This is a genomic window from uncultured Bacteroides sp., assembly GCF_905207245.1.
GTDB lineage: Bacteria > Bacteroidota > Bacteroidia > Bacteroidales > Bacteroidaceae > Bacteroides.
Map to the genome: position 1 here is coordinate 24,454 of NZ_CAJLKP010000038.1, position 25,771 is coordinate 50,224.

A 25,771-nucleotide genomic window follows, 5' to 3' on the forward strand; every position below is an offset into this window, starting at 1 on the left:
TGTGTTTACTACCCTGCAACAAGTGCAGAGCTTAAAAAAATCGTATCTAATACTCCTCTTCATTAAAGAAGAAATCCTCTTTGCTCGGATAATCAGGCCAAATATCTTCGATGCTCTCATAAATATCGCCTTCATCTTCCATTTCCTGCAAATTCTCAATCACTTCAAGCGGAGCGCCCGAACGAATGGCATAATCAATCAATTCGTCCTTGGTTGCCGGCCAAGGAGCATCTTCCAATTTAGATGCTAATTCCAATGTCCAATACATAAGTCCTAAGTATTAAAATTGTGAATATTAAGTCCTACTTTCTATTTTTCGGCAAAAGTATAATAAAATCTCTCACTTACAACTATTATCCCAAAATATTTCATCTTTTTTCTCATCCTGGTTAATTTTGCGCGACAAGACAAACAAATAATCGGACAAACGGTTCACATAAGCAAGCAATTCAGGAGCTACTTTGCATTGTTCTGCCAAAGCCAGAATACGACGTTCCGCCCTACGGCAAACCGTGCGGCAAACATGACAAACAGAAGCTCCGCGACTACCACCGGGCAATATAAAAGCATGCAACGGAGGAAGCAGATTATCCAAACGGTCTATTTCCTTCTCAATGCGTTCTATCTCTTCGGGATGGATGACACTGGCGCACTTCAAATCCGTCTTCTCAAGGTCAGTGGCCAGATTGGAGCCGACCGCAAAAAGACGGTCTTGGATATGGCGGACAAGTATTTGGTCCTCTTCATCGGACAGATAAGTGATGAGCACGCCCAGATTAGCGTTCAGTTCGTCCACTGTGCCGTACGCTTCAAGGCGGACGTGGGTCTTCGAGACACGAGTACCGCCTACCAATGAGGTAGTACCTTTATCTCCGGTTTTTGTATATATTTTCATAACGATTAGTGTTTAGTTATTAGTGATTAGTAAGTGGCTCTAATCACCAATCACTAACCATCAATCACTATTGAAACGCCTAAAGATAATCAAAAGTTGACAATGTAGTCTTGTTTTATCTTTGTTTTATCAAAGAAAAGAATACCGATGTCATAAAGGTCAAACGTAACACCCGTTTTTTCATCCTGTATCATACGTTTCCAAAGCTTTTTCATCTGTGGAGTATAACCTATTCCTTCCACAACAAAAATAGATTTCTTCGTTGTGCGCGCAGCACAGATACGAAACACTTCTTCCACAAATTCCGGATGGCGGTAATCATGCAGATAAAGGAAATCTACAGGTACTCCGGCTTCCAGAAACAACCCGGAAAGTTCGGATGCAGAAGTGTAGTCCGCTCCCTCCTTCCCTGCTTTCAGATAGAGCGAAGAAGCGGCAAGTCTGCCGGCATCCACAATGGTGTCAGGCTGAGTATAGTTGACCAGGCGGAACAGGAGACGTTTCACCTTTTTCGATTCATACTTCCAGTTCCTGTCTTTCTGCGGAGCCAGCTTTTTCTGCTCCACAGCCAGGTCTTTATACTTATAATAAGGAGTACCCTCATAAATCACCTGCGTAATCAGATTGAAAGCAAAAGGTGAATGTACCCCGTATCCGCAACGATGGCGGAAGCGGCTTAACCAGATGAACGGGCGTTTCAAAGTCAAAGTGATACGGTTCATAATACCCTCCCTTCAATTATCTTTGCTTCCGAAGAATAGTTCTCTTTAACCGTTAGCTGCACATGCTCCCCCTCAAAGCGGAAAGTGAGGTTAAGGGCTGTAATCCAGTTGACGTAATGCGCCTTCAACTCCAGTATGAAAGAGGAGGACCAGGCATAACTTCCTGCTACATAAAAGGGACCTTCTATTCCGTTGAAATGTCCCTTAGCTTCGATAGAATAAGGTGGATAGGCTTCGATAGAAGTCTTTTTCCATTGTTTGTAGCCAAACAGAAGGTCATATTTAGTTCCGGAAGCCTCCATGACGGTCATTATCAATTCTTTCTGTTTGAGCTGAAGGGTGAGAGATTGCCATCCGAACTTATTGGGTTCGAGCGTAATGGTTTTACCCGCATATTCCCGTGCAAGGGATGAATTTGCCTTTCCCTGCACCACCGGCAGGCGATAGGAAGATTGTTTTTTCTGCAAACGCTTATAATCTTTCCCCGGTGTCAGTGGCTGGTCGCCCGTCACGGCAGGCAGCAGGCGGTTCCATACCAGGCGACGCTGCGTGGCTCCATCTATCAGAGTACATTCGGTGATGACTACTACCATATCTTTGTCAGGTATGATAAGCGCATATTGCCCCAATGCCCCATCTATACGGACAGCACCCAGATACTCACAAAGCCACATGTGGTAACCGTAACCATAGCCGAAGCTGCCTGTATCCGACTGTTTCGCCATCATCTGGTCTACCCACCAGGCAGGAAGCAATTGTTTACCTTTCCATACGCCACGATTCAGCAGCAACTGACCAAACTTAGCCAGCGATTCGCTCTGTACATATACGCCCCAGCCTCCGGTATTGATACCTTCGGGACTGATTTCCCAAGATATATCAGTGATATGCATCGGCTCAAAAATCTTCATCCGGAGGTAATCCAACACCTTCATTCCGGTCACCTTTTGCACAATGGCAGAAAGAATGTAAGAGCTCATGGAGTCATAATCAAAATGCTCTCCGGGAGTTTTTACAGTTTTTTCCAGATAACCTCTTATCCAGTCGGTACGGACGTTGCGCATATTCCAGTCCGGAGCAATGCCGGAAGTCATGTTCAGCAGGTTACGAACAGTCATATCAGCAAGATTTGCTGAGATGCTGTCCGGAAGTTGGTCGGGAAAGAAAGATGCGACACGGTCCGTCAACCGCAGACGGTTCTCGGAGATGGCAAGGCCAACAGCAGCGCCCACAAAGGTTTTAGAACAAGAGAATACGGTATGACGATATTCCGGAGCAAAAGGTTCAGGATAGATTTCGGCTATGACTTTGCCATGACGCAACACCATTACACTATGTATATCTGTTTTGGGGAGCCCCATCAGGGAGTCCATCAAAGCGATGACCGCTCCAGAAGGCACACCTTCGGCTTCGGGCGTGGAACGTTCCAGTTCACGGATTTGCGCACTGACTGTTACGGATGCCAACAGGGAAAACGCAAGAAAAAATAAAGCAAGCTTGTTCTTCATACTTATATTGCATTATGCATTTACACATCAACAGGACGCAAAAGTAAAGCATTCGGGAGTGGTGAACAAATCTTTCGGAAATAATTAATAGAAAAAGCGGGAAGTACCATGGATACTTCCCGCTTCTACATAATAAAAAGGATTCAATCTTTTATCCCAAAGGGTCTTCTTCCAAGCCGCCTTCACCGGAACCACCTTCACCCGGTTTTGGTTTAACGACTGCGTCTCTAACCACAGTCCCCTTACCTACTTCCAGTCTTTCCACACTGGTCTTGCCCAGCATATCCTTAAAATAGCTTCCCGAGGTGAAGATAATTTTACGACGATACACCGTATTGGCATCCACATCGTCCACTCCTGCCTGACTTTTCGCATTCAATCCGGGACGGAAGCACCCGAAGTCTCCCAACTGAACGGAATATCCTTTGTCCAAATCCATATTCAGGGTATCAATCAACCCGTCAATCACCATTTTCACCACGCCACGCGGTGCCATACTCACTTTCTGCACTTCTTCACAGAGTTTCTTAAACTCTACCATACCCAGCACTTTCGTTTGTGCCACAAATTTCTCAGTTTTAGTTTTATCAAAACCAAACACCACCTTCTTTACTTCATACTTAATTGCCATAATCTTTGTTTTTAATGATTTAATAATAATATGTATATTGTCTTTCTCTTATCTCATCCGGAAGCAAGACGTTTTTTCACTGTGAGGCCTCAACAGTCAGACGTTCTGTTTTCTCAGATTCGATGTTGCAAAGTTAGGGTGAGATAGAAGCAAAAGCAAGAAAATGGCATCTACCAAGAGATTACATAAAACACTAATAAGCAACCTATTACAATATCATCATCTCTACAATCAATGAAATGAAGAGAAAATGGAGAAGAGCGTCAAAGAAGGCAAATTAGTAATGTTCTCTACAAGATAGAGGCATAAGTAACTGATAATGAAGGAAACGTTTTCCGAACATCTCTACAAGAAAGATATGCCTTGCAGAAAAGCAACAAAATTCAAGATTCACCCACCAATACTTATTTGCGGCATGATTATCATCGAAAGACCACAAAACAGCAATATGCAATAATTATGCGAATCAGTAGTTGAACGTTCAGAAGAGAAGGAAACAAGGGAACGAGTTGACAAGGAGACAAGGGGCTGCGCAATGCTTCTATGCCGCATGGAACCTTGTTTCCTTGTCAACTTGTCCCCTCGTCAACTAATTCATAACCGTTCAGTAACAAGCCCGTTTCAACTACTGATTCGCATTAATTATTAAAAATTGCTAATACTTTTATAGCATAAAAAGACTACTTTCATGTATTTTTGTACATTTATTGGTGTTTCAGGCAGAAGATGCGACATGAAAATGCATTTTCTGCAATGGAAATTATATATAAAACATTAAATGAAATAACAATTAAATAATAGATAATGAAAACAGAATTGGAAAAATGTCTGGCCGGAGAAATATTCGATGGGAGCGACAAGGAGTTGGCGGAAATGACATTGAATGCCAAACGCCTACTGAAGGAACTGAATGCAGTGGATTACGCGGACACAAAGCAGAAAAAGTGCATCCTGAGGAAATTGTTCGGCAGAGTGGGCGAAAACATTCACCTGGACATTGACTTTCACTGTGAGTACGGAAAACATATTCTCATTGGTGATAAGGTCATCATCAATATGAACTGTACGTTCGTGGACAACAACATCATTGAGATTGGCAATAATGTACTGATTGCGTCAAATGTCCAGATATACACTGCAACCCATTCCACGAAGCTGCAAGAACGCATTGTGGACAAATGGGAGGAAGGAAAGGAAATCTGCCGGACATATGCACTACCCGTAAAAATCAAAGACGGTGCATGGATTGGCGGAGGTGCAATCATCCTGCCGGGGGTAACAATCGGCGAGAACAGCGTCATAGGGGCCGGAAGCGTCGTTACCCGCTCGATACCTGACAATTGTGTGGCTGTCGGCAATCCCTGCCGCGTCATAAAGCCTATTGATAATCAAGCCAATGCGTGAATCATGGGATGATGATTCGCAGATTATGAATCTAATGCATTACCTGAAACAATGATAAAGAATCTTATATTCGACTTCGGAAAAGTCCTTGTGAACCATGATTTGCACGCAGTTCTTGAACGCTACTTCAAGGGCGATAAAGAAACGGAAGAACGCTTCTGCGCCATTTTAGCCTCACCGGCATTTACCGAAGCCTGCGACCGTGGCCTTATACCTTTTGAAGAACTTATCAGGGAGACCCGGCTCAAGTATCCCCACTTCAGTGACGCTTTCCATTTTTTTCATGACAATTATCTGGAAGAAGTAACAGGAGAAATCGAAGGAATGCAGGAAGTGCTGCGCAAGCTCAAAACAAAAGGTTTCAAACTCTATGGATTGAGCAATTGGAGCAGCACGGTCTATGAAGTGATGCGCAAATATGAAATTTTCAATTTGCTCGACGGACGGGTCATATCATGCGAAGAACATGTAATCAAACCCGATAAGGAAATCTATCTGCGTTTGTGTGAACGTTATGGTCTTGAACCGGCAGAATGCCTGTTCACCGACGACAGAATGGAAAATGTCGAGGGGGCGAAATCGGTCGGCATGGATGCCGTGCTATTCACAACTCCGGAAAATTATGCCGCCGATGTTGAACGGATTTATCCGAAATAATTCAAGAATATAAAATCGAACAAATTGAGGAGTAAAAAAAATTGCAGAAATTTATTTCTCAAGAATCACAAAGGTAACCTTCATTACCTCCTTATACTTGAAATCAGGTTACATTCGCTCTCAGTGCTTCTTTTTACTGGACTCGAAAGAGGAAGAATAAAGCCTCCAACGTTGCATCTTACCCGGAAGATACTTGTTGCGACATAAATGGCAAATATGGAAATCCCCGTCATCGGCAGCATAAACCCAGCCCGAATCATGCACGACCCGGCATACATCGCACGCAAATCTCTCCGTCATCTTACGGCCTTTGCTATTGCGAAGAATCTCCTTTACTCTTTTGACGAGTTTTCTATTTACTCCATATTCCAGCATATTCCACAACTTGTCGCTCCAAAAGTAGCACAATCCGTTTGTAATTCAATGAAAAACACAAGAAACTTACATTTCCTGCAATAAACTCATCGACTGCTGCCAATCATAAAACACCTCGCTATCGTCATCGGTTGCCCTGAATAGATCGTATCAAAGACTTTACACACTTTATTCCATTTTCTACTATTTATTCCTCATATACACCACATTCCTCCCCGCTCCATACCTCGTCAACAGCCCATCTTCAATAAACAGGTTTAAGTCCGTGACCGCCTGTTTCACACTGCGCCCCGTCAGCCGGGCATACTGTGCACGGTTGATGCAGGGATACTGCTGAAAATACTCCTCAAGCAAACGGAAACGTTGCTCCACAGACAGGAGTGGCGCAGAAGACTCGGACTTGGACGCCGACTGGGGATGGCGTTCCAATTGCATTTTCTTATCCAGTTCATTATAAAACTCCTTGCCCAGACGGAAATTCAAACCACGAAGCGTCACCGAGGCGGCACGCAGTTCTTTCTTCTCCATCACTTCGCGCCGGCAGCTTAACGAAGGTGTGAAATAGCCCAGTTCGCCCAGTTCCACCGTCCAGCCATCGGCAAGGCAATCGCGCAGTTCATCCATAAAGGAAGCCATGGCGCCCTCCAACAGGCTGCGACTGATGCCAGTGAAAAGATGAACACGGTCCAAAAATTCTTTCCGTTCAATGGTTCCTTTGGGTATGAAACGGGCGTAAAGGGGTTGTTGCTCGCCGGTTTGGCGAATGTCAGGCTTCTCAAAAAGGTCATAATATGCACTCATCTGTATGTTTTTATGGGTACTCCACATCAAAAACATGAAGTGCCGGGGTTAAGTGGCCACACCGCTATCTTTATCTCTTTTTCCTGCGGCGGCTAAGGAGAATCGTAGTAAACGCTTATTCTTTCCACCATGGTGGAAAGAATAAATAAAGGCATGCAGATGTACTAATCTTCCGCAATGAAAACAATAGGAAAGCCTAAGAAAAAGACTAAAGATTTCACAAATCTTCCCATTCAGCAGTCGCTATCTTATTTCAACTCAAATGAAACCATTCCACGAATATCTGCAGAAGAGGCTCCAATATAAGCCTTAAACTTACCCGGCTCTGCCGTCCATCCGCCAACAGTTTCATCATAGAACTTCAAATCATCCGAAGTAATGGTAAAGGTTACTTCTTTCTCTTCACCCGGTGCCAAAGCTATCTTTTGAAATGCCTTCAACTCCTTCACAGGACGCAAAACACTACATTTTTCATCTCCTACATACAGTTGCACGACTTCTTTTCCGGCAACACTACCCGTATTTTTTACAGGAATGGTCACGGTCAGAGAATTGCCGGCAGTCATTGTTTGGGCAGAAGCTACCGGTTTACCATAAGCAAAAGTCGTATAACTCAAACCATATCCGAAAGGAAATAAAGCAGGAATCTTCTTGGTATCATGCCAGCGATAACCTACCAGAATATCTTCCTTGTAGACCTGCTTGATACTATCACCCGGATAACTCAATTCGTCAAATGCATGTGCACCGCAATCCGTCAGTTTCACAGGGAATGAGAAAGGAAGTTTTCCACTGGGATTCACCGCACCACTCAGTACATCGGCAAGTGAATTACCCCCCATAGATCCCAAATACCAGCCTTGCAGGATAGCCGGAACTTTATCCAGCCAAGGCATTTCCACGGCATTACCGCTCAACAATACCAATACCATATTTTTATTGACCCCCGACAGAGATTCAATCAGTTCATTTTGTCCGAATGGTAAACCGTATGTCACACGGTCACCGCCTTCACAATCCTGAAAGTGATTCTTATTCAATCCACCAAACAAGATTACAATATCGGCTTCTTTGGCAAGTTCAGTTGCTACTGTGCGCAAGGAGTCCGCCACCGACTGGGGAATATCTTCCGCATGCCCATACATCGGACGTCCTGCTGCATAACCTTTCGTATAGACTACCTTGTCACCATAAAGGGCACGCATGCCATCGAGCGGAGATACCATATCTTTCACCTTCAGCTCGGAAGAACCGCCTCCTTCGTTCAACAAGCGGACAGCATTGTCACCTACCACTAATATGCGTTGATATTTAGAGGCATCAAGTGGCAGCAAAGGAGTACATTTTTTCTGGACAGGTGCATTCTTCAGAAGCACAATGCCCTCATTGCCTATCTTACGGGCAGTCTGGTAATGCTCTTCGTTTGTCAGCACACCATAAGGTTTCTGGCGATTCATCGCCGTGCGGAATATCAGGCGAAGAATGCGGGAGGCTTTATCATCCACCGTACTCATAGGTACCTTGCCTTCCTTCAACATCCGGAGATAAGGTTTAGCCAGATAATAATCGTCAAAGGTAAATGCACTTTCTGAGGTTAGCCCATTGGTATAAGATCCCATCTCGATATCCAGACCATTCATGGCCGCTTCGTAAGTATCGTGGGCTCCACCCCAATCGGTTACGACTACGCCATCAAACCCCCAGTCGTTTTTCAAAATCTTATTCAGCAAAAGTTCATTGTGGCAGGCATGCTGACCACGTACCTTGTTATAAGCTCCCATCACGGTCCAGGCACCACCCTGCTGCACAGCAGCCTTGAAAGCCGGAAGGTAGATTTCGTGCAAGGCACGGTCGCTTAGTTGCACATCAATGTGTCCACGCCATAATTCCTGATTGTTCAGAGCATAGTGTTTCACACTTACGGCAACACCATTTTTTTGTATTTCCTGAATATAAGGTACACACATTACGCCTGCCAGATAAGGATCTTCACCCATGTATTCAAAGTTACGGCCATTCAGAGGAGTACGATAGATATTAACGCCGGGACCCAAAAGAACATCTTTTTCCCGATAACGGGCTTCTTCACCAATGGCTTTGCCATAGATGGCGGATATTTCCGGATTCCAGGTGGCGGCAAGACAAGTCAAAGCCGGAAAGGCAGTAATACTGTCATTAGTCCATTTGGCATATCCCCAATCGTTCCAGTTGATTTCTGCACGAACACCGTGAGGTCCGTCACTCATCCAGAGTTCGGGGATACCGAGGCGGGGCACCCCTGGACTGCTGAATTTGCTTTGCGCATGGCAGAGGGCTACTTTCTCTTCCAGTGTCATACGGTTGAGAGCATCCTTTACACGTGCCTCAATGGGCTGGGTATCATCTAAATATACAGGGGTTTGCGCAGTCAAAGTTCCTACTGAACAGGCAAACAAAAGGGTTGTAAAGAGTTGTTTCTTCATAATTATTACATTTAATAAAATATCAACAAAAATATTACTTTTATTTCGCTTTAACAGTCATCACCGCCGGTTTTAATCCATCAGCCGTAGCCGTCAGCTTAATCACGCCTGCCTGGTTGTTGCTCTGAATCACCACCAGACACTTCCCATAGAAAGCCTTGCGACGGTCAGTTTTGAATTTCTCCATTGAAACAGGACTACCGTTGTCTACACCGGCAATGAAGCCTGCACCTTGCACATCGAACACGATCTGATTATCGGCATTCGGACAAAGATTACCATCCTTATCCAGTACTTCCACTGTTACAAAACTAAGATCCTTGCCGTCTGATCTGATTTCTCCACGGTCAGCCGTCAAGCGTATTTGCGCAGGTTCTCCGGCCGTATGGATTTCCTTTTCCAGTACCGTTTTTCCATCCTTGCGGGAAACGGCTTTTACCACACCCGGCTCATACTTCACACGCCATACGACATGAAAATCGTCCTTACCTTTTGTACGCACGCCCTGCGACTTACCATTTACAAAAAGCTCCACTCCATCAGCATTATTATAATAAGCCCACATATCTATATCCTGTCCCGGCGTCCAGTTCCAATGCGGGAAAAGGTGCAATACCTTTTTCTCCGGATACCATTCCGACTGATAGAGATAGTATATATCTTTCGGGAAACCGGCCAAATCGACAATGCCGAAATAAGAGCTGCGGGCAGGCCAACCGTAAGGAGTCGGTTCACCCAAATAATCGAACCCTGTCCAAACATATTGCCCGCTGATAAAATCATTATTCTTCACGTGGCGCATCGTACCCTCATGGCTGTTCCCCCAGGGCACATGGCAGTTATCATACGAAGAACAGGAAAAAGTATCATCAAAATAAGGTTTATCCCAACGTTCAGGACAAATAACGGTTTCATCACTCGGCATCCGGTAGTAGCCACGGGTCATCAGTGCCGATACACTTTCCGCCACAATGAAGGGCTTACCGGGGAAATTCTCGGGTACACCGGCAAACCAATCGTCATGATAATTGAAACCGATGAGGTCCAATGCTCCCGAACGGAAGAGATGATTGTTCGGGTTCGGCTCATTGCAACCCGCCGTAACGGGACGAGTAGGGTCAAGAGCTTTCACCATATCCACCAGTTTCTTTGTCAGCAAGGAATTGACGCTCATTTCGTCTTCCTTTGCCAGCATACTCTTGTCATGGCCAAAGTTCAGAATCAGGTTGGCTTGCTCCAGAGTCAGGGTATCCGCCTTTGCCTCCGACCATTGTTCCAACACTTCATTGCCGATGCTCCATATAAAAATGGAAGGATGGTTACGGTCGCGCAGTATCAAATCCGTCAGATCGCGTTCGTGCCACTCGTTGAAATAACGGGAATAATCATGAGCCGTTTTTCTTTTGCGCCACATATCGAATGTCTCGTCCATTACGATAAAGCCCATACGGTCACAAAGATCGAGTAGTTCCGGTGAGGGAGGATTATGGGAACAGCGAATGCCGTTACATCCCATTTCTTTCAATATCTCCAACTGGCGCTCGATAGCACGGATATTCACTGCTGCTCCAAGACATCCCAGATCGTGATGCATACATACACCATTGATCTTCAAACGTTCTCCATTGAGAATAAACCCTTTCTGCGCATCAAAACGAAAGGTACGGATACCGGTACCGGTACAGTAACGATCCAGCACCTTACCGGTTGCCTTGTCAATAAGGATGCTGTTCACCTTATATATATAAGGATTGTTCACGCTCCAAAGATTAGGATTCTTCACCACAATTTCTTGCTCCACTTCGTTCGGACAGGCAGGCATCACTTGCAGTTCCGATGTAACCTCACTCACTACATTCCCTGCTGCATCCATCAGCCGTGACTGCAACACAACATCTGCCAAGGAAACAATTTCCGAATCGAAAACAACATACGTGCCATCCGCTTGCTTCATGGAATCTTTCAGTTGAGCGGACACATCATACTGTATTTTAGTACGTATGTTCAGCCGGGCAGTGTTCTTCGACACGTCTTCCGCTGTGATAAAAGTGCCCCATTGCGCTATATGCACAGGATTAAGTTTCGTAAGCCATACATTACGGTAGATGCCACACCCCGAATACCAGCGGGAATTAGGTTGTTCCGCATTATCTACACGCACGGCAACTACATTCTCTCCGCCCCACTTGATATAGGGAGTCAGATCGTAACTGAACGAAACATATCCATAAGGACGCACACCGAGGGAATGACCGTTGATGAAGACTTCCGAATTCATATATACACCGTCAAAATCAATGTACAGGCGCTTGCCTTCATCTGCCTTGTCAACAGCGAACGTTTTGCGATACCAACCGATACCACCGGGCAATGCCCCGCCACCTGTTCCAGAAGGATGATCCTTGCTGAACTCTCCCTCAATGGCCCAGTCATGCGGAAGATTGAGGGTCCGCCACGCCGTATCGTCATAATCGGGACGGGATGCCGCAGGGTCGTCTCCCAGACGGAAGGTCCAGCCGGCGGTAAAGTCCTGTCGACGGTTATTCGTCATCTTCTCAGCGGAGGTGCAACTTCCCACCATCAGGAAAAGAAGGAAACAGGATATTTGTATTAGTAATAATCTTTTCATGTTATTTATTCTATAAATGATAATTTAGCGGCTTCACCGCTAAATTAAGTGACAAGCTACGAGCTACAAGTGACAAGTGCCTTTCGGCGTGATAGCCGGGCGAATAATTATTCGCCCTTATAGCGCAGTAACTCGTTACTGGTAGCTCGTAACTCGTAACTTAATACAGCTTCACCTTCAGCTTCTTCCCGTCATACTTCACCACCGTACCCTTAGCCTCCACATCAAAAGGTTGCGGTTTATCCTTACTTACCTTTACAACGTTGAATGTACGTTCTTTCAGCATACCGGAAAATTCTCCTGTGCGGTCACCGATAGTCAGAGCACCCTCTGCATCATTGTAAGTAAACGGAATGGTGGCATACTGTCCTTTTTCGTAGTTGTAATTCACACCTTCATCCTCGTACAAAGTGAACTCACCGTCTTTACCCGCATATACATACAGCGTAATTTCCTCCGCAGGTTTCTCATCACTATACTGCATTTCCGGACCATAAGGAACAATCGCCCCCTCACATACATAAAGCGGCATACGTTCATAAGGAGCATCCACACTCAGTTGCTGTCCGCCAGCCACATACTTACCCGTATAGAAATCATACCAACCACAAGTTGCCGGAAAATAGACCTTACGGCTACGCGCTCCATATTCATACACCGGAGCCGCCATCAATGCCGGACCAAACATAAACTGGTCACTGATATTATTCACCTTTGCATCTGCCGTGAAATCCATTACCAGCGGACGCATAATCGTATAATCATCAAAATAAGTCATCCCTGCCAATGAATAGATATAAGGCATCATCGTATAGCGCAACTTCGTATAATACACTATAGAATTATAAGCCGGATGTCCCTCAGGAGCTATATTCCACACTTCACGGAACGGATACTGTCCATGCGCACGGAACAACGGGCAGAATGCGCCAAACTGATACCAACGTGTATTCAACTCACGCCATTCCTTATAGTCCGCATTCTCTTTTCCGGTCTTATTGAATTCCTTTTGTCCGTCTTCATAGCGTTTTTCTACGCAGAATCCGCCAATATCCATTGTCCAGTAAGGAATACCGCTTACTGCAAAGTTCAGTCCGGCAGAAATCTGTGCCTTCATATCTTCCCAGCGGGTAGCGATATCGCCACTCCATGTTGCGGTAGAGTAACGTTGTAACCCGGCAAATCCCGAACGGGTCAGCAAAAATACACGCTTGTCATTGTCTACGGCACGTTGTCCGTCATAAATAGCCTCAGCATTCATCAGCGCATACGCATTGAAATATTGGTCGGACGGGCCGAGGGCAGTCGGACCGCACAAAGCTTTCCGGTAAGCCAAATCCGTACAATCGCGTACATTCGGTTCACTGGCATCCATCCACCAGGCATCGATGCCGAGCGGATAAAGATGATCTTCCATCTGCTTCCAGAACAACTTCCGTGCACCTTCAGCATAAGCATCATAGAAAGAACCTACATAGCCGGGACCAATCCAGTCGCGGATACTGTCTTTAACGGCTTGCTGATACATCCAGCCCTTTTCATCAAACTCTTTATAATGCTCCGTAGTCCTATAGAATTTCGGCCAAACGGAAATCATCATTTTGGCATTCATGGTATGAATGGAATCTACCATCCCTTTGGGATCAGGGAAACGAGCTTTATCGAACTCATGACTACCCCAGGCATTTTCCGGCCAGTAGCTCCAGTCGAGCACAATATTATCAATGGGAATCTGACGTTTACGGAATTCCTTCAAAGCATCCAGTATCTCTTCCTGCGTCTTATAACGTTCGCGGCTCTGCCAGTATCCCATCGCCCACCTCGGCATGATTTGTGATTTTCCGGTCAGAGCACGGTATCCACTGATTACTTCATCCATATTGTTACCGTAAACAAAGTAATAGTCTATCTCATTCTGCATTTCACCCCACCAGGACTGCTTGTTCTGCTCCTCGGCAGATACAGGAGACAACGCACGCAAACCGCAATAAGAAACATATCCGTCGGGCGTCCATTCAATCTTCAACGGAACCCGCTTGCCGGCTTTCAGGTCTACCGCAAACTTATAACTGTTCGGATTCCAAGCGGTACGCCAACGTTCGGGAACTACCAGTTCATTGTCAATATACACCTTCATATATCCTGCATAATAAAGGATGAAGCGGAACCGGCCGCTTTCCATCGGCTCAATTTCTCCTTCATACGTCACCTGCGAACCCATGAAAGGGAATCCTTCGGGTAAATTCACCACCTTCGACAAATCTTCCGATTTCAGATGTTCAAAATAGACAGAATCTTCCCGGCGTACCAGTGTCTCCGCCGTTGATTCCTGAGAGGGTACGTATGTTCCTGTCAAAGCACCTTCCCTGCCCTCCTTATCATATAGTTTGAAGACTGTGCTTAACTGTGCATAATCACGCGGATCACCGAAGCGGCAAAGCGAATAACTATCCCACAGAATACCGTAATTCTTATTGGAAACAATAAAAGGTACAGAAACCTTCGTATTATACTGGAAAAGTTCCTCGTTCTTACCTTTATAGTTGAATTCATCAGCTTGGTGTTGTCCCAGTCCGTAGAACGCCTCATCATCGGGCGACCGAAATACCTGGCGTACCGTATATGCCTTTGTCCCCTGCACTTCGATAGGCTGGAAGCTCCTGCCTTTCTCATCTTCCGCCAGAATCAGGTTGCCGGAAGCATTGGTAAAGCGTACTTCACCTGTAGCCTTAGACACGATAGCGCACACCTGTGAGGTTTTTACCGAAACGGCATCTTCACTTTCTTCCACGCTAAAATCCGTCTTATCTTTTTGGGGTACTATAATCAGGCTTTCCGCCTTTGAAAAGTTCTTTTCGGGAGTAGCCGACACATGAATCAGCTTCTCTCCCATTACTTCAACCTTCACCTTTCGCACATCCGTCGGTTGCTGTTGTCCGACATTCACGATAACGCCGTTACTCGTCTTCTCATACCCGCCTCCGGAGCATGCCATCAGCATCCATCCCGCGAGCAAACAAACTGAAGTGTTTTTCAATTTCATATCTTTGTTTTTAAAGTTATTTTCTCCGAGTGTAAAAGTAGGAAATCATATAGAGAATAAACCCTCCCAATGTTGAAAGGAGAGGGTTTATTTGATTTATAGAGATATCAGATGTTTCAGCAATGGGTACTTTTTGTTATTTACCCTCCTTTTCCTGGTATACAGAGGGTAAAACACCGAATTCATCCTTGAAGTACTTACTGAAATATTTGGGATTATTGAAGCCCACCTGATAGGCAACCTCCGACACATTCTGCTGACTTTCGCGCAGGAACTGGGCGGCACGTTTCAAGCGGATGATGCGGATAAATTCAATCGGAGTCTTGCCGGTGATCTGCAACAATTTTTTATATAGATGTACCCGGCTCATGCCCAGTTCATGACTCAGTTCTTCCACAGATAAGTCGGAACGGGCGATATTCTCTTCCACATATTTAATCGCGTTTTCAATAAGTTTCTCATCCATCGATGTTATGACGATTTCACTCGGTTCAGGGTCTATGCGGGTACGAAGTTTGTTCTTGCTGCTCAAATCTATCAGTTTGCGCATCCGTAATATCAATACTTCCATATTGAAAGGTTTCGTCACATAGTCATCTGCACCGATGGTGAGGCCTTCCACCTTGTTTTCCACCGACTGCTTGGCCGTGAGCAATACAAACGGAATATTGCTCGTGCGCTTATCCGCTTTCACCCAACGGCACAGTTCATTACCATCCATTTCGGGCATCATTACGTCACTGACAATGATATCCGGCATCAGCTCCGGTATGATTTGCCAAGCTTCTTTTCCGTTTGCAGCAGATTCCACTCGGAAGTACAGACTTAATGCATAGCGCATAAAGGAAACAAAGTCCTCATTATCATCTACAATCAGTGCCAATGGTTTCTTTTTGCCGTCTTCATCCGGTAGTTCAACTTCAGACTTTTCTTCTGATTCCAACGCCAAAGCAACCGCATCCTCTTCCGCCGCTTCTTCGGAGAGCGGAGTAACCACATTGACAACGGAATGTTTCACAGGGATATCTACCACAAACACACTGCCCGTACCTACATTATCAAATACACGAACCACACCACCGTGCAGCGTAACGTAATCGCGCACCAGACTCAACCCGATGCCGCTGCCCGTAGTAGAATTTCCGTTTTCTTCGCGTTCCGACTGATAGAAGCGTTCGAATATCCGTTCCTTATCCACATCGCTGATACCTATCCCGGTATCGGACACTTTGATTTCCAATGTTTCGGTAGTCCCTTTCAGCAACTCCAGCGAAACGTCCACACGTCCGCCGTCAGGAGTGAACTTGAATGCATTAGAAAGCAGATTCATCACCACCTTACCTATCTTATCCTCATCAAACGACATATTCAGCGATTCTATCGCCGAGAAGAAAGTGAGATGCACATTCTTCTTTTCAGAAAGCATCAGGAACGAATTGCAGATAGTATGCACATACGACACAATTTCTCCTTCGGAAAGGCTGAGATGCAGACCTGCCACTTCATTCTTGCGAAAGTCCAGCAACTGATTCAGCAAGCGTGAGGCATTGCGGTGCATCAACTTCAACTGGCCCAGTCTTCTTTCATCCTTCGTCTCTTTTATCATGCTCTCCAATGGTGAGATAATCAGTGTCAACGGAGTACGCAACTCATGGCTCACATTGGTGAAGAAACGGAATTTCATCTGATTGACCTCCTCATTCCTCTCCGCTTCATGCTCCATCTGCTGTATCTTGAATTTATTACGCTCACGGCGTAGCACTTCATTGCGGGCAAGAATCAGTACCCCTACCAACAACAGAGCATAAATGGCATACGCCCACGAAGTCATCCAGAAAGGTGGTCGGATCACAATTTTCAGGCTCGCTTCCTCCGTCCCTGCATATCCGTCGCTATTGACGGCTTTTACTTTCAACATATAAGTACCGGGGGCCAGATTCGTGTAAGTGACACGATGCATATCAGCCGTACCCGACAGCCAGTCTTCGTTAAAACCTTCCAGCTTATACAAATACCGGGTTTTATCAGGCACGATGTAATTATCCGATGCAAACAGCACAGTGAAGACATTCTGCTTATAGTCGAGCTCTATCTCCCTGACCTTATTCAACGACTCACGCAGCAGAACACGCCCCCCATACTCCTTCCCGATTTCAATCTCTTCATTGAACAACTGGAAACCGGTAAACATCACCTTCGGCAACGCAAGGTTATATTTGATGTCATCAGGCCTGAAAGTATTGAGTCCGTACATACCTCCCATTGCGATCTCTCCCGAAGTGAGCCGCTTGATGGAACGCTGATTGAACTCCGACCCTTGCAAACCATCCTTATCATCATATACATAATAATGGAAAGCATAATCTCCGGTTTTCGTATCGATGGAAGGAACAATATTCAGCACCCCGTTTCCCGTGGTCATCCACATATTTTTGTTCTCATCCTCCACAATACCGGCAATATATTCCTTTGCTTCGTCCTGCCCGGAAGAGACGATCTGCAAACGGTCGTTCTTAGGGTTATATAGATTCAGCCCATTACGTGTCCCTATCCATATCAGTCCCCGGCTATCTTCATAAACCTGGTTTATACTTTGATTGGAGAAACGCTGGTTTCCCGACAGATTACCTACCATATTAGTTATCTTCCGGGTGTTCAAATCCATAATGGCAACACCCGTAGAAGCGGTGCCGATAACAAGCCGGTTGTTGCGGGTGATGCAAATAGAAGAAATATGATTGGAGATGAGATCAGAATTAGCCATGGTATAGGTGATAAACTTTCCCGTCTTCGGATTCAGGCATTGCAGACCTCCACCTAACGTACCAATCCATATATTTCCATCCTTGTCTTCTGCCAGCGCCCAGACATTATCATTAGCCAGTGAATTCTCATCTCCGGGATGGTTGCGGTAATTCACGAAGCGTTTGCCGTCAAAGCAGTCCAGACCTTCCCAGAAAGTACCTATCCATAGCTTACCGTCAGTTGCCTGCAACAAAGTGACAATGACATTGGAAGCTATGGAATTTCCCGTCCGTGAGTGAGTATATATTTTCTTTTCGTCCGTCCGTGAGTTCCAATGCATTAATCCGGCATCATTACTACCTAGCCACAGACAACTATTACCACACTCTTCCAGGCAGTTGATGTCTCCCAAGCGATTGATGGAAAACTTAAAAATGCTCTCATTATAATAGGCCACACCTTTCTTATAAGTTCCTATCCACATCACCCCGCTGTCATCCTCATAAAACACGTTAATGGTATTGTTGGGCAGTCCCCGTTCATCATCCACATTATAAGTAAGGGAAACGGTTTCGCCTGTCGCCTTATTCCAGATGTCAATGCCATCCTGATCTTTTCCAAACCAGATACGTCCCTGCCTATCCTGAGCAATGGCAACCACATGTGCCTGCCCCCTGTCGTTAAAGTCCCATTGCGATTGCCATTTCTTTGCAGGCAGATTATACGCCCACACGCCGGGAGCGCCGTATATCCATAAATCCTCGTCCTTATCCACATACAAGAAAAAGATATCGGTGTGGTTTCCCATCTCTTTCATAATATCCGTCAATTCCCACTTCACCTTTACTTCTTCACGGTCGATACAGAACACATGACCGTTATCATATGCCAATACAATACCATCCTTGCACTCAATCATATCGATGACGATACCTTCGGGTATTCCTTTCTCACCGAAAGGCAGAATATCCGCCTTTTTTTCTCCGGGACGGTAGCGATAACATCCCTTCCCGTCCACGGCAAACCACATATTCTTTTGGCCGTCTACAAATACATGCCGGGGAGTCCCGTCTATTCCGATGTCCCACATCAAGGAACTCACATCACGCACAAAGTTTTCCGTATCCCAATTATATATGATATATCCATTTTCTCCGGTACGTATCCACAAACGGCCTTCACCGTCTTCCACTATTTTCTCGATGTAACTGTCAGGCAGGGATGTCGGATCATTGTCCGAACTATAAAAGACTTTAAAACGATATCCGTCGTAACGTGTCAGACCGGATGCGGTTCCGAACCACATAAAGCCTCTCGAATCCTTGTAAATAGCATTAATTTGGTTACTGGGCATTCCGTCCCTGACTTCCAGATGCTTAAACATGAAATTGTGTGCAACGGAAGAGAAGCACATTACAACGAACAGTACGATAAGTAAAATCAATCTCCGCATGGCGTTAGGTATAAGATGGTAGTTAACACATTGCAAATGAAACAAAAAGTTACTGCATAAACAAGATTTTCCATAGAAAATAGGGAAGCCACTTCCCACACAGAAGCCGCTTCCCAGAACCAATCAAAAAAAACCTGTATAAAAAACCTATCTCTTAACTAAGAGAACCTATATTTATGAAAAAACATTTTTCCCAATTAGTTTGCAATCCCCTCTATCAAGGCATCCAACGCTTGCTGGTCGTAAATCTTACAGGTATTACGGTTAAAGAGAGCCATCGTATTGTCTCCATTATATCCATTGTCCCAGTAGAAAGGAACAAGACCATACTTCCCGGCATTGGAAACCACCGTTTTCAGATAATAAGCGCGCGAAGCCAGATGCTTGGTCAACTCGTCTCCGGTTAGGGAAGAACGTCTGTTGGCACCGAATTCACCCAAAATCACCGGAATACCCTGACTTACATATTTCGTCTGCATCATTTTGAAAAGAACTTCCATTTCCGCTTCCGCACTTGCATAACTGCCGGGTTGGTAGTTCCTGTCAGATCCGTCTACATGATATTCGGTTCCCCAGAAGTAGGCCATCTTTCCCCAGCTCTCATCCGTTGTCATTCCACAGAAGTTCCACGGGGTGTAGTAGTGTATCTCAACCATCAAGCGGTCGGGAACATTGTCCACAGGCAGTTGACCATAATCCGAAGTATTCGTGATATCCGTATTGGGGCCTTGAACAATCAGGTTGCGGAGCGCATTATTTCCACCCGTAGCACGCACGGCATCTATGAAGGTCTGTTCGTATGACTTCAGAACTTCCATTTCAGCTACATTGGCAGCATTGGGTTCATTACATCCGGCAAATAGCAAATGTTCGTCATAGTCCTTGAACTTCTCGGCAATCTGCGTCCACAAAGCCTTCTGCACCTTGTTCACATTGTCCTGTACGGCTGCCTTACAATTCTTTTCCAACCAGCCTCCGTCATAGTGGATATTCAGGATGACATACATATTCTCGGCATAACAATAATCCACCACTTCCTGCACACGGTTCAACCAGGAAGCTTTAATTGTATAGTCCGCCTCATTCTCCATATATCCATACCATGCACAAGGAATTCGCACAGCATTGAAACCAGCAGCTTTTACGGCACTGATCATCTTCTGAGTCGTTGCCGGATTTCCCCATTTGGTCTCTCCCGGATCCATATCACTCAACGAGTTGGTTCCCCACACAAACCCATTTGCATAAGTCACATTGCATGCTTCCAAAGAATTACCCAGATTCCAACCGAGCTTTATCTTCGCAGCCAAAGTCATGGCATCACTTTCCATGCCAACATCAGGCCGTTCACCGGCAAGCTGCTTCACCGTAACGGTTTCCGTAAAATCTCCCAAAGTAAAGGTAATGGTTCCTTCGCGAGCCTCACCATAATGGGCGGCAACGCTAAAGGTTCTAGTCACCGCAGACATTGCACGGGTATTAGTCTCACGTATCCAGCTATCATGAATAATGACCGTGACATCGCCATTCGCTTTCAGATTCACCGTAAAGATTCCACCTCCGGCAGCAACCGCTTCGGGAGAACAGGATTCTACAATCAGTCCGTTGGCAGCAACCTGCACAACGTTGAACGTTTCTGTCAAACCACCACCGTTCACAGTAATAGTGGCAGTACGTTCCACCGCATCAGGATTTTCTTCCACCCTCACCATATATTTAAGAACCGTAGCGGAAGCAGCGGGAGTTACCGTACACCAATCCTGATTGCTGGTGACTTCCAGCAACACATTCGACTTTATAGAAAGCGTGTTCGTTCCTCCTGTTTTTGAGAAGTTCAGTCCATTCGTAAGAATGTTCTCGGAAATTACGATTTCAGGTGTAACGGCTTCATCCTCATTGCTGGAGCAAGCCACCGCAAAAGCAGAAAGTGCAATCGTAAAAAGAAATACAAGGTAAATTTTAATTTTATTCATAACCGTTATGTTTTTCGTTCTTAAATGTCAGGTTAAGGATAAAAAATCCGTGCTGGCAAAGATAAAGCAAAGCAGGTATACAAGTGGTTCAGGATGTTATATGGAATGGTATAATTTGTTATCACCTCGGGATAAAAGGTTTCCAATAGCCGACATATCGTCCGGAGGCTTTGCAGGAATCGTGTAAAGCCCTATCTTTGAGAGTAAATGTTACTCATATCTGACTTAATTTGAATAAGTTGACAAGGGAACAAAGGGCTGCGCAATGCTTCTATACCGCAGGAACCTTGTTCCCTTGTCAACTGAATTTCCTCACAGTTTTGAACTCAACCAACGAGCACAAAGCACCGAATCTGATTCTCGGTCAGGATGCTGTTCGGACCTCACTCATTGCCTAATCAGATTTTCTTTATTGCCTACTTTTTCTTCGTTCCACTATAGTTATCCGCAAGGGACACTATAGTTACCTTTGCGGATAACTATAGTATAACGCAAGGATAACTATAGTGAAACGAAGAAAGAATGCCTAACAAAACAGGTCTTAACAGGCAAGCGGCGGAATAAGAAAAGCCTGTAGGCATCATCTTCTGCATGTGAAGCAAATAGTGATGATTTATTTCTACACAGATAAGAACTAAATCTTAAATAAAAAGAGAGAGAAACTATGAACTGTTCCTCCCTCTTTATCGAAAAAACTTCTTATTCTACAACCAGTAAATGAAATACTTTACGCTGGTTACTCAAAGTCTTCAATGCAGCGGCTCCCAGTCCATTGTCCATACCCAACCATAGACCGGTCACCTTACCACTTGCATCCAAATCCCAGTCATACAATTCGAGGAATCCACCTCCTTGTGGAACATTGCCGACAGACGGTATAACTTCACCATTCTCATCAGTCTTCCCATTATTGAACTGAAGTTCAAAATTCAACCAACCACCATCAACTCCACTCATCTCAAAGAACATATCAAGATCCTCCGGGAATTGTACCAAAGGCATTCCATACCAGTCATCAGCAGCAAGGAAAGAGTATGTAGTATTAGTACTTGCTCCCTGATTATTCACGAATATCAGTGAGCCATCACTTCCAAAAGTCAGCCTGAACTTATCCACATTCGCTATATTAGCAACAGAGTAAGTCCAATTGGTCCAATCGGGCAAAGTAGAGGTAGCATAGTTGGCTTTCATACCATCAGTAATGTTATCATAGACCCAATTATTGGCCCATGTACATATGATGTGTTCATAATCCAGTCTATACGTACGGGAACTGCCACCTGTCAGCCTTTTCTTAATAGTTTCATTTTTATCCTCAGTGCCACCGGCACCAACAGCCGTAGGGTTAAAATGATAAGCGATGTATTCCGTATCCGGTTTATCAGGATTAGGGATACCTAACCACATGCCCGACAGATTACCTTCATTATCCTTCTCGATGCTCAAGATACGCAAAGTATTCGCATCACTTACATGGAAAGTCATCCAGCCTACAATAGTCACTGTAGGTATCGTACCGCTGAAAGCATAAATACCTTTATCATCCAAAGTATAGGACATTTCAGTTTCACCGCCATCAGGAGTTACAAAAGTGGCTTTCATTTCTTTACTGTCCAGAATCATTGCATACCCTTCGTATACCGCCGGATCAGGAGTTCCCAGCCAATCAGGATAATCAGACAGAGAAGTCCATCCATTCAGCAGCTTACCACTTTGTGATGCCCAATCCACAGGATTCTTTTTAGATAATGTCCATTTGATAGTGGTGGACGTGACAACGCTCACAGTTTCCGAAACATCATCTTTCCAGCCATCCGGCAGTTGCGGTTCCGATGGTTCGGGTTCTTCCGGTTCGGGCACATAGCTATCAGCATATTCTTTGGAAACGAAGTTCCAGCAATACACACATTTACCTTCACCGGACAATGCCTCGTCACGATAATTACCAATCATCAATTGGTTTTCTGTAAGCACCAGAATTTGGAAACCATTTCTGAAATCGACTGCATTACCACTGGCCCAGGCACCATGCACGAAATCTACATCAATGGCTGACATCGTATGATCATCCGTATTCATGCTGAACATGCCTTCAGTTACCGTTTCCTGTCCGTCGGTAAAACGATGAACGGTCAGCCCCGCTTTTCCCTCAAGCGAGAAAATCATATAGGAGTTAAGATCGTCCTCTGTAATACCTACATCACCATTACCGGGTTCCCACCAAGTTTTATCCTTAGCATACCAGTTATTCTTTCCGGCATCGGCAATCATATCAAGATAAGTCGCAGTCGGATCGAAACACGAATAGAAGCCTTGCTTCATCCCATAATTACCCGTATCAGGCACCCAAGTCTTCGAATTTCCGGCACCACCTGCCAGAAAGTCCCACATCTCACCTGTTACGAAATCAGCACAGAAATCCTCCACAGTAAAAGTTGCCGGTTCACCATATACAGCACCGCCTCGGGTTTCTACTCCAAACTTCACGGTATATGTGCCGTCGAAGGCCATTTTTAATGTAATCTTCTGTTCCTGGCTACGTCCCATCGGATGTTCCCAAAGAGGAGTGTACTTACTGCCCATCTTGCTTTCCAAATAGATAATATTAGGATTGGCGGCATCATGGGTTATTGTATAGGCTATTCCTTCTGCCAAGTCATCGGCTGTAACATCGGGTATTTCCAACTCGTTGCTATCTGGTGTACAGGCAACAAACATCAACACCAATACCACCAACGAAGCGTATACTTCATAAAATATCTTTTTCATGATTCTTTAGTTTTAATAGTTATCACCAGCCGGTATTTTGTTTCAAAAGTCCATTAGAGAGAGTTATCTGGTTCTGAGGGATCTGCATCAGTCCGCGCTTACTCTTTATATTAGCAGCATCTATAGTGATGCTTTCCTCCAGGTTACCAGACAATACGGTAAGGTTGCTTTCAGCAATTTCATTAGCAGCATAATCTACTCCTTGGCGAAGCAAATCCCAATAGCGTATACCTTCAAAAGCAAATTCAAGCATACGTTCTTTCATGATGTTTTCTTTGGTGGGAGCCACACCCGTAGATACTTTTGCACGACTACGGACTTCATCCAGACAATCCTGCGCTGTCTTCGTAGGTGTTCCGCCTAGTTCAGCCGCCATCAACAGGACGTCGGCGTAACGGAGCACGATATAAGGCTGGTATTGTTTTTCTTGCACCGCACTGGTCGATGTTTGTTCCGGAACAGAAGAGACACCATTATAATAGCAAGTCGGAGTATACTTCTTGATGGCATAACCGGTATATTCACGTTGGTCTCTCAGGTATTCATCAAAACCGGTTTTCGCCGCAATGCCCTCTCCTGCTATGTCTATGATAGAAGCCGAACGACGGGCATCATCTGCTGAATAAGCATTCCAGATTTTAGGATGCACAGTACAACAGCCCCAGCCGTAAGCATAAGGAGAGTACCAGAATTTGCGGAGTCCCAACATTACCAGCCAACGGTTACCGTCCACATCACCACCTGTATTATAACGGTCATCCGTATAGTTGAATTTCATTTGCAGGATGACTTCATCATTGATTTCCTTATAAGTAGTCTTTTCTGCATCCCAAGCCTCAGCAGCCGATTGGGAAACGCTGGATGCAGCCGGCCATAAATCTTTGAATTCTGCCAGCAATTTATACTCTTTTGAGGTTATGATATCATCCAGATAGCCCACCACTTCATCTTTGGTTACATTAGCCAAGTCTTTACCATAATACCCGGTATAAAACAGATATACACGGGCCATCAAAGCCTCAGCGGCATATTTAGTGATACGACCGTCATTAGCAGAGGCTTCTGCTTTCGGGTATGCATTGGCCGGAATATTTTCAATAGCGTATTTCAGGTCTTCAACGATAGTAGCATATACGGCATGGGGATCCGACTGTGGAACATTCTGGTCTGTCGGTTCCGTTAATAGCGGAATATTCTCCCACAAACGTACCATATCGAAGTAACAGAGGGCACGTATCACGCGGCATTGACCTATCAGTCGTCCTCGTGCAGTCTCGTCGCCCGCCCATTCAAACTGTCCCATTGCTTCATATTTCAGAATTTCATTACAACGGTAAATGGCTCTGTAATAAGAGTCCCAACTCGTTTCAAGCAAACTTGTACCGGCAGAATAACATCCTATATCAAAGCGGTCAACCACCTGATAGTTGGGTGCATCCGTGACGCCCGTTCCTGCAAGGCATTCATCAGCCATCAGTTCCGAGCAAATATAAAATCCCCAGGTGTCATCCGAGGTCGTACGTTTCCAGGCATTATAACAGCCTATCAGGGCGAGCTCCGCATCATCTTTGCTCTTATAGAAGTTTCCGGTGTTAGATGAGGTCTTAGATTCCACATCTAAAAAGCTTTCCGCACATGAAGCCAATGTAAGTCCTCCAAGTACCAACGCTATTATATTCAATTTGAACTTATTCATAGTTTATT

The 25,771-nt window shown here is 45.0% G+C and carries 16 protein-coding genes; 2 read left to right on the forward strand and 14 right to left on the reverse strand.

The features are described 5' to 3' along the window. Nucleotides 1-46: 46 nt before the first annotated feature. From QZ135_RS12705 to QZ135_RS12725, 5 genes are all read right to left on the reverse strand, one after another. Complete coding sequence (locus QZ135_RS12705; RefSeq protein WP_007212024.1) at nucleotides 47-268, reverse strand: DUF2795 domain-containing protein; 222 nt, start codon at nucleotides 266-268, stop codon at nucleotides 47-49. Nucleotides 269-340: 72 nt separating this feature from the next. Next, nucleotides 341-895 (reverse strand): cob(I)yrinic acid a,c-diamide adenosyltransferase, encoded by a 555-nt coding sequence (locus QZ135_RS12710; protein ID WP_294609628.1) that lies wholly within the window; start codon nucleotides 893-895, stop codon nucleotides 341-343. Nucleotides 896-984: 89 nt separating this feature from the next. Continuing rightward, complete coding sequence (locus QZ135_RS12715) at nucleotides 985-1,617, reverse strand: hypothetical protein (RefSeq protein WP_294609631.1); 633 nt, start codon at nucleotides 1,615-1,617, stop codon at nucleotides 985-987. After that, the gene (gene bas-suc / locus QZ135_RS12720) at nucleotides 1,614-3,125 is read right to left on the reverse strand and encodes a 3-succinylated cholic acid synthase (protein ID WP_294609634.1); all 1,512 of its coding nucleotides are present in this window, start codon (nucleotides 3,123-3,125) and stop codon (nucleotides 1,614-1,616) included. The genes QZ135_RS12715 and bas-suc overlap by 4 nt, the downstream gene beginning before the upstream one ends. Before the next feature lie 151 nt (nucleotides 3,126-3,276). Then, nucleotides 3,277-3,756 (reverse strand): DNA-binding protein, encoded by a 480-nt coding sequence (locus tag QZ135_RS12725; protein ID WP_294609636.1) that lies wholly within the window; start codon nucleotides 3,754-3,756, stop codon nucleotides 3,277-3,279. A gap of 804 nt (nucleotides 3,757-4,560) precedes the next feature. On the opposite strand from QZ135_RS12725, the gene QZ135_RS12730 reads away from it, so the two are divergent. Then, nucleotides 4,561-5,160, forward strand: a complete 600-nt coding sequence (locus tag QZ135_RS12730) for a sugar O-acetyltransferase (protein ID WP_294609641.1) — start codon at nucleotides 4,561-4,563, stop codon at nucleotides 5,158-5,160. A gap of 51 nt (nucleotides 5,161-5,211) precedes the next feature. Beyond that, the gene (locus tag QZ135_RS12735; RefSeq protein ID WP_294609644.1) at nucleotides 5,212-5,817 is read left to right on the forward strand and encodes an HAD family phosphatase; all 606 of its coding nucleotides are present in this window, start codon (nucleotides 5,212-5,214) and stop codon (nucleotides 5,815-5,817) included. Nucleotides 5,818-5,937: 120 nt separating this feature from the next. Here the strand turns inward: QZ135_RS12735 and QZ135_RS12740 are convergent, their stop codons facing one another. The 9 genes from QZ135_RS12740 to QZ135_RS12780 all read right to left on the reverse strand — a co-directional run bounded on the left by QZ135_RS12740 (nucleotide 5,938) and on the right by QZ135_RS12780 (nucleotide 25,763). Beyond that, the gene (locus tag QZ135_RS12740) at nucleotides 5,938-6,117 is read right to left on the reverse strand and encodes a hypothetical protein (protein WP_294609646.1); all 180 of its coding nucleotides are present in this window, start codon (nucleotides 6,115-6,117) and stop codon (nucleotides 5,938-5,940) included. Nucleotides 6,118-6,375: 258 nt separating this feature from the next. Then, nucleotides 6,376-6,993 carry a DNA-binding protein gene (locus tag QZ135_RS12745; protein ID WP_294609649.1) on the reverse strand — a complete coding sequence of 206 codons (618 nt, stop codon included), beginning with the start codon at nucleotides 6,991-6,993 and terminating at the stop codon, nucleotides 6,376-6,378. Nucleotides 6,994-7,241: 248 nt separating this feature from the next. After that, nucleotides 7,242-9,455, reverse strand: coding sequence for a glycoside hydrolase family 3 C-terminal domain-containing protein (locus QZ135_RS12750; RefSeq protein ID WP_294609652.1), 2,214 nt, complete (start codon nucleotides 9,453-9,455; stop codon nucleotides 7,242-7,244). 40 nt (nucleotides 9,456-9,495) lie between these two features. Then, the gene (locus tag QZ135_RS12755; RefSeq protein WP_294609655.1) at nucleotides 9,496-12,084 is read right to left on the reverse strand and encodes a glycoside hydrolase family 2 TIM barrel-domain containing protein; all 2,589 of its coding nucleotides are present in this window, start codon (nucleotides 12,082-12,084) and stop codon (nucleotides 9,496-9,498) included. Nucleotides 12,085-12,244: 160 nt separating this feature from the next. Beyond that, nucleotides 12,245-15,127 (reverse strand): TIM-barrel domain-containing protein, encoded by a 2,883-nt coding sequence (locus QZ135_RS12760; protein ID WP_294609658.1) that lies wholly within the window; start codon nucleotides 15,125-15,127, stop codon nucleotides 12,245-12,247. 136 nt (nucleotides 15,128-15,263) lie between these two features. Then, complete coding sequence (locus tag QZ135_RS12765; protein WP_294609661.1) at nucleotides 15,264-19,325, reverse strand: hybrid sensor histidine kinase/response regulator transcription factor; 4,062 nt, start codon at nucleotides 19,323-19,325, stop codon at nucleotides 15,264-15,266. Between the two features lie 197 nt (nucleotides 19,326-19,522). Next, entirely contained in the window at nucleotides 19,523-21,298 is a 1,776-nt protein-coding gene (locus QZ135_RS12770; RefSeq protein WP_294609665.1) for a cellulase family glycosylhydrolase, read from the reverse strand. A gap of 699 nt (nucleotides 21,299-21,997) precedes the next feature. Beyond that, the gene (locus tag QZ135_RS12775) at nucleotides 21,998-24,067 is read right to left on the reverse strand and encodes a hypothetical protein (protein WP_294609668.1); all 2,070 of its coding nucleotides are present in this window, start codon (nucleotides 24,065-24,067) and stop codon (nucleotides 21,998-22,000) included. A 22-nt stretch (nucleotides 24,068-24,089) separates the two neighbouring features. After that, nucleotides 24,090-25,763, reverse strand: a complete 1,674-nt coding sequence (locus tag QZ135_RS12780; protein ID WP_294609671.1) for a RagB/SusD family nutrient uptake outer membrane protein — start codon at nucleotides 25,761-25,763, stop codon at nucleotides 24,090-24,092. Nucleotides 25,764-25,771 lie beyond the last annotated feature (8 nt).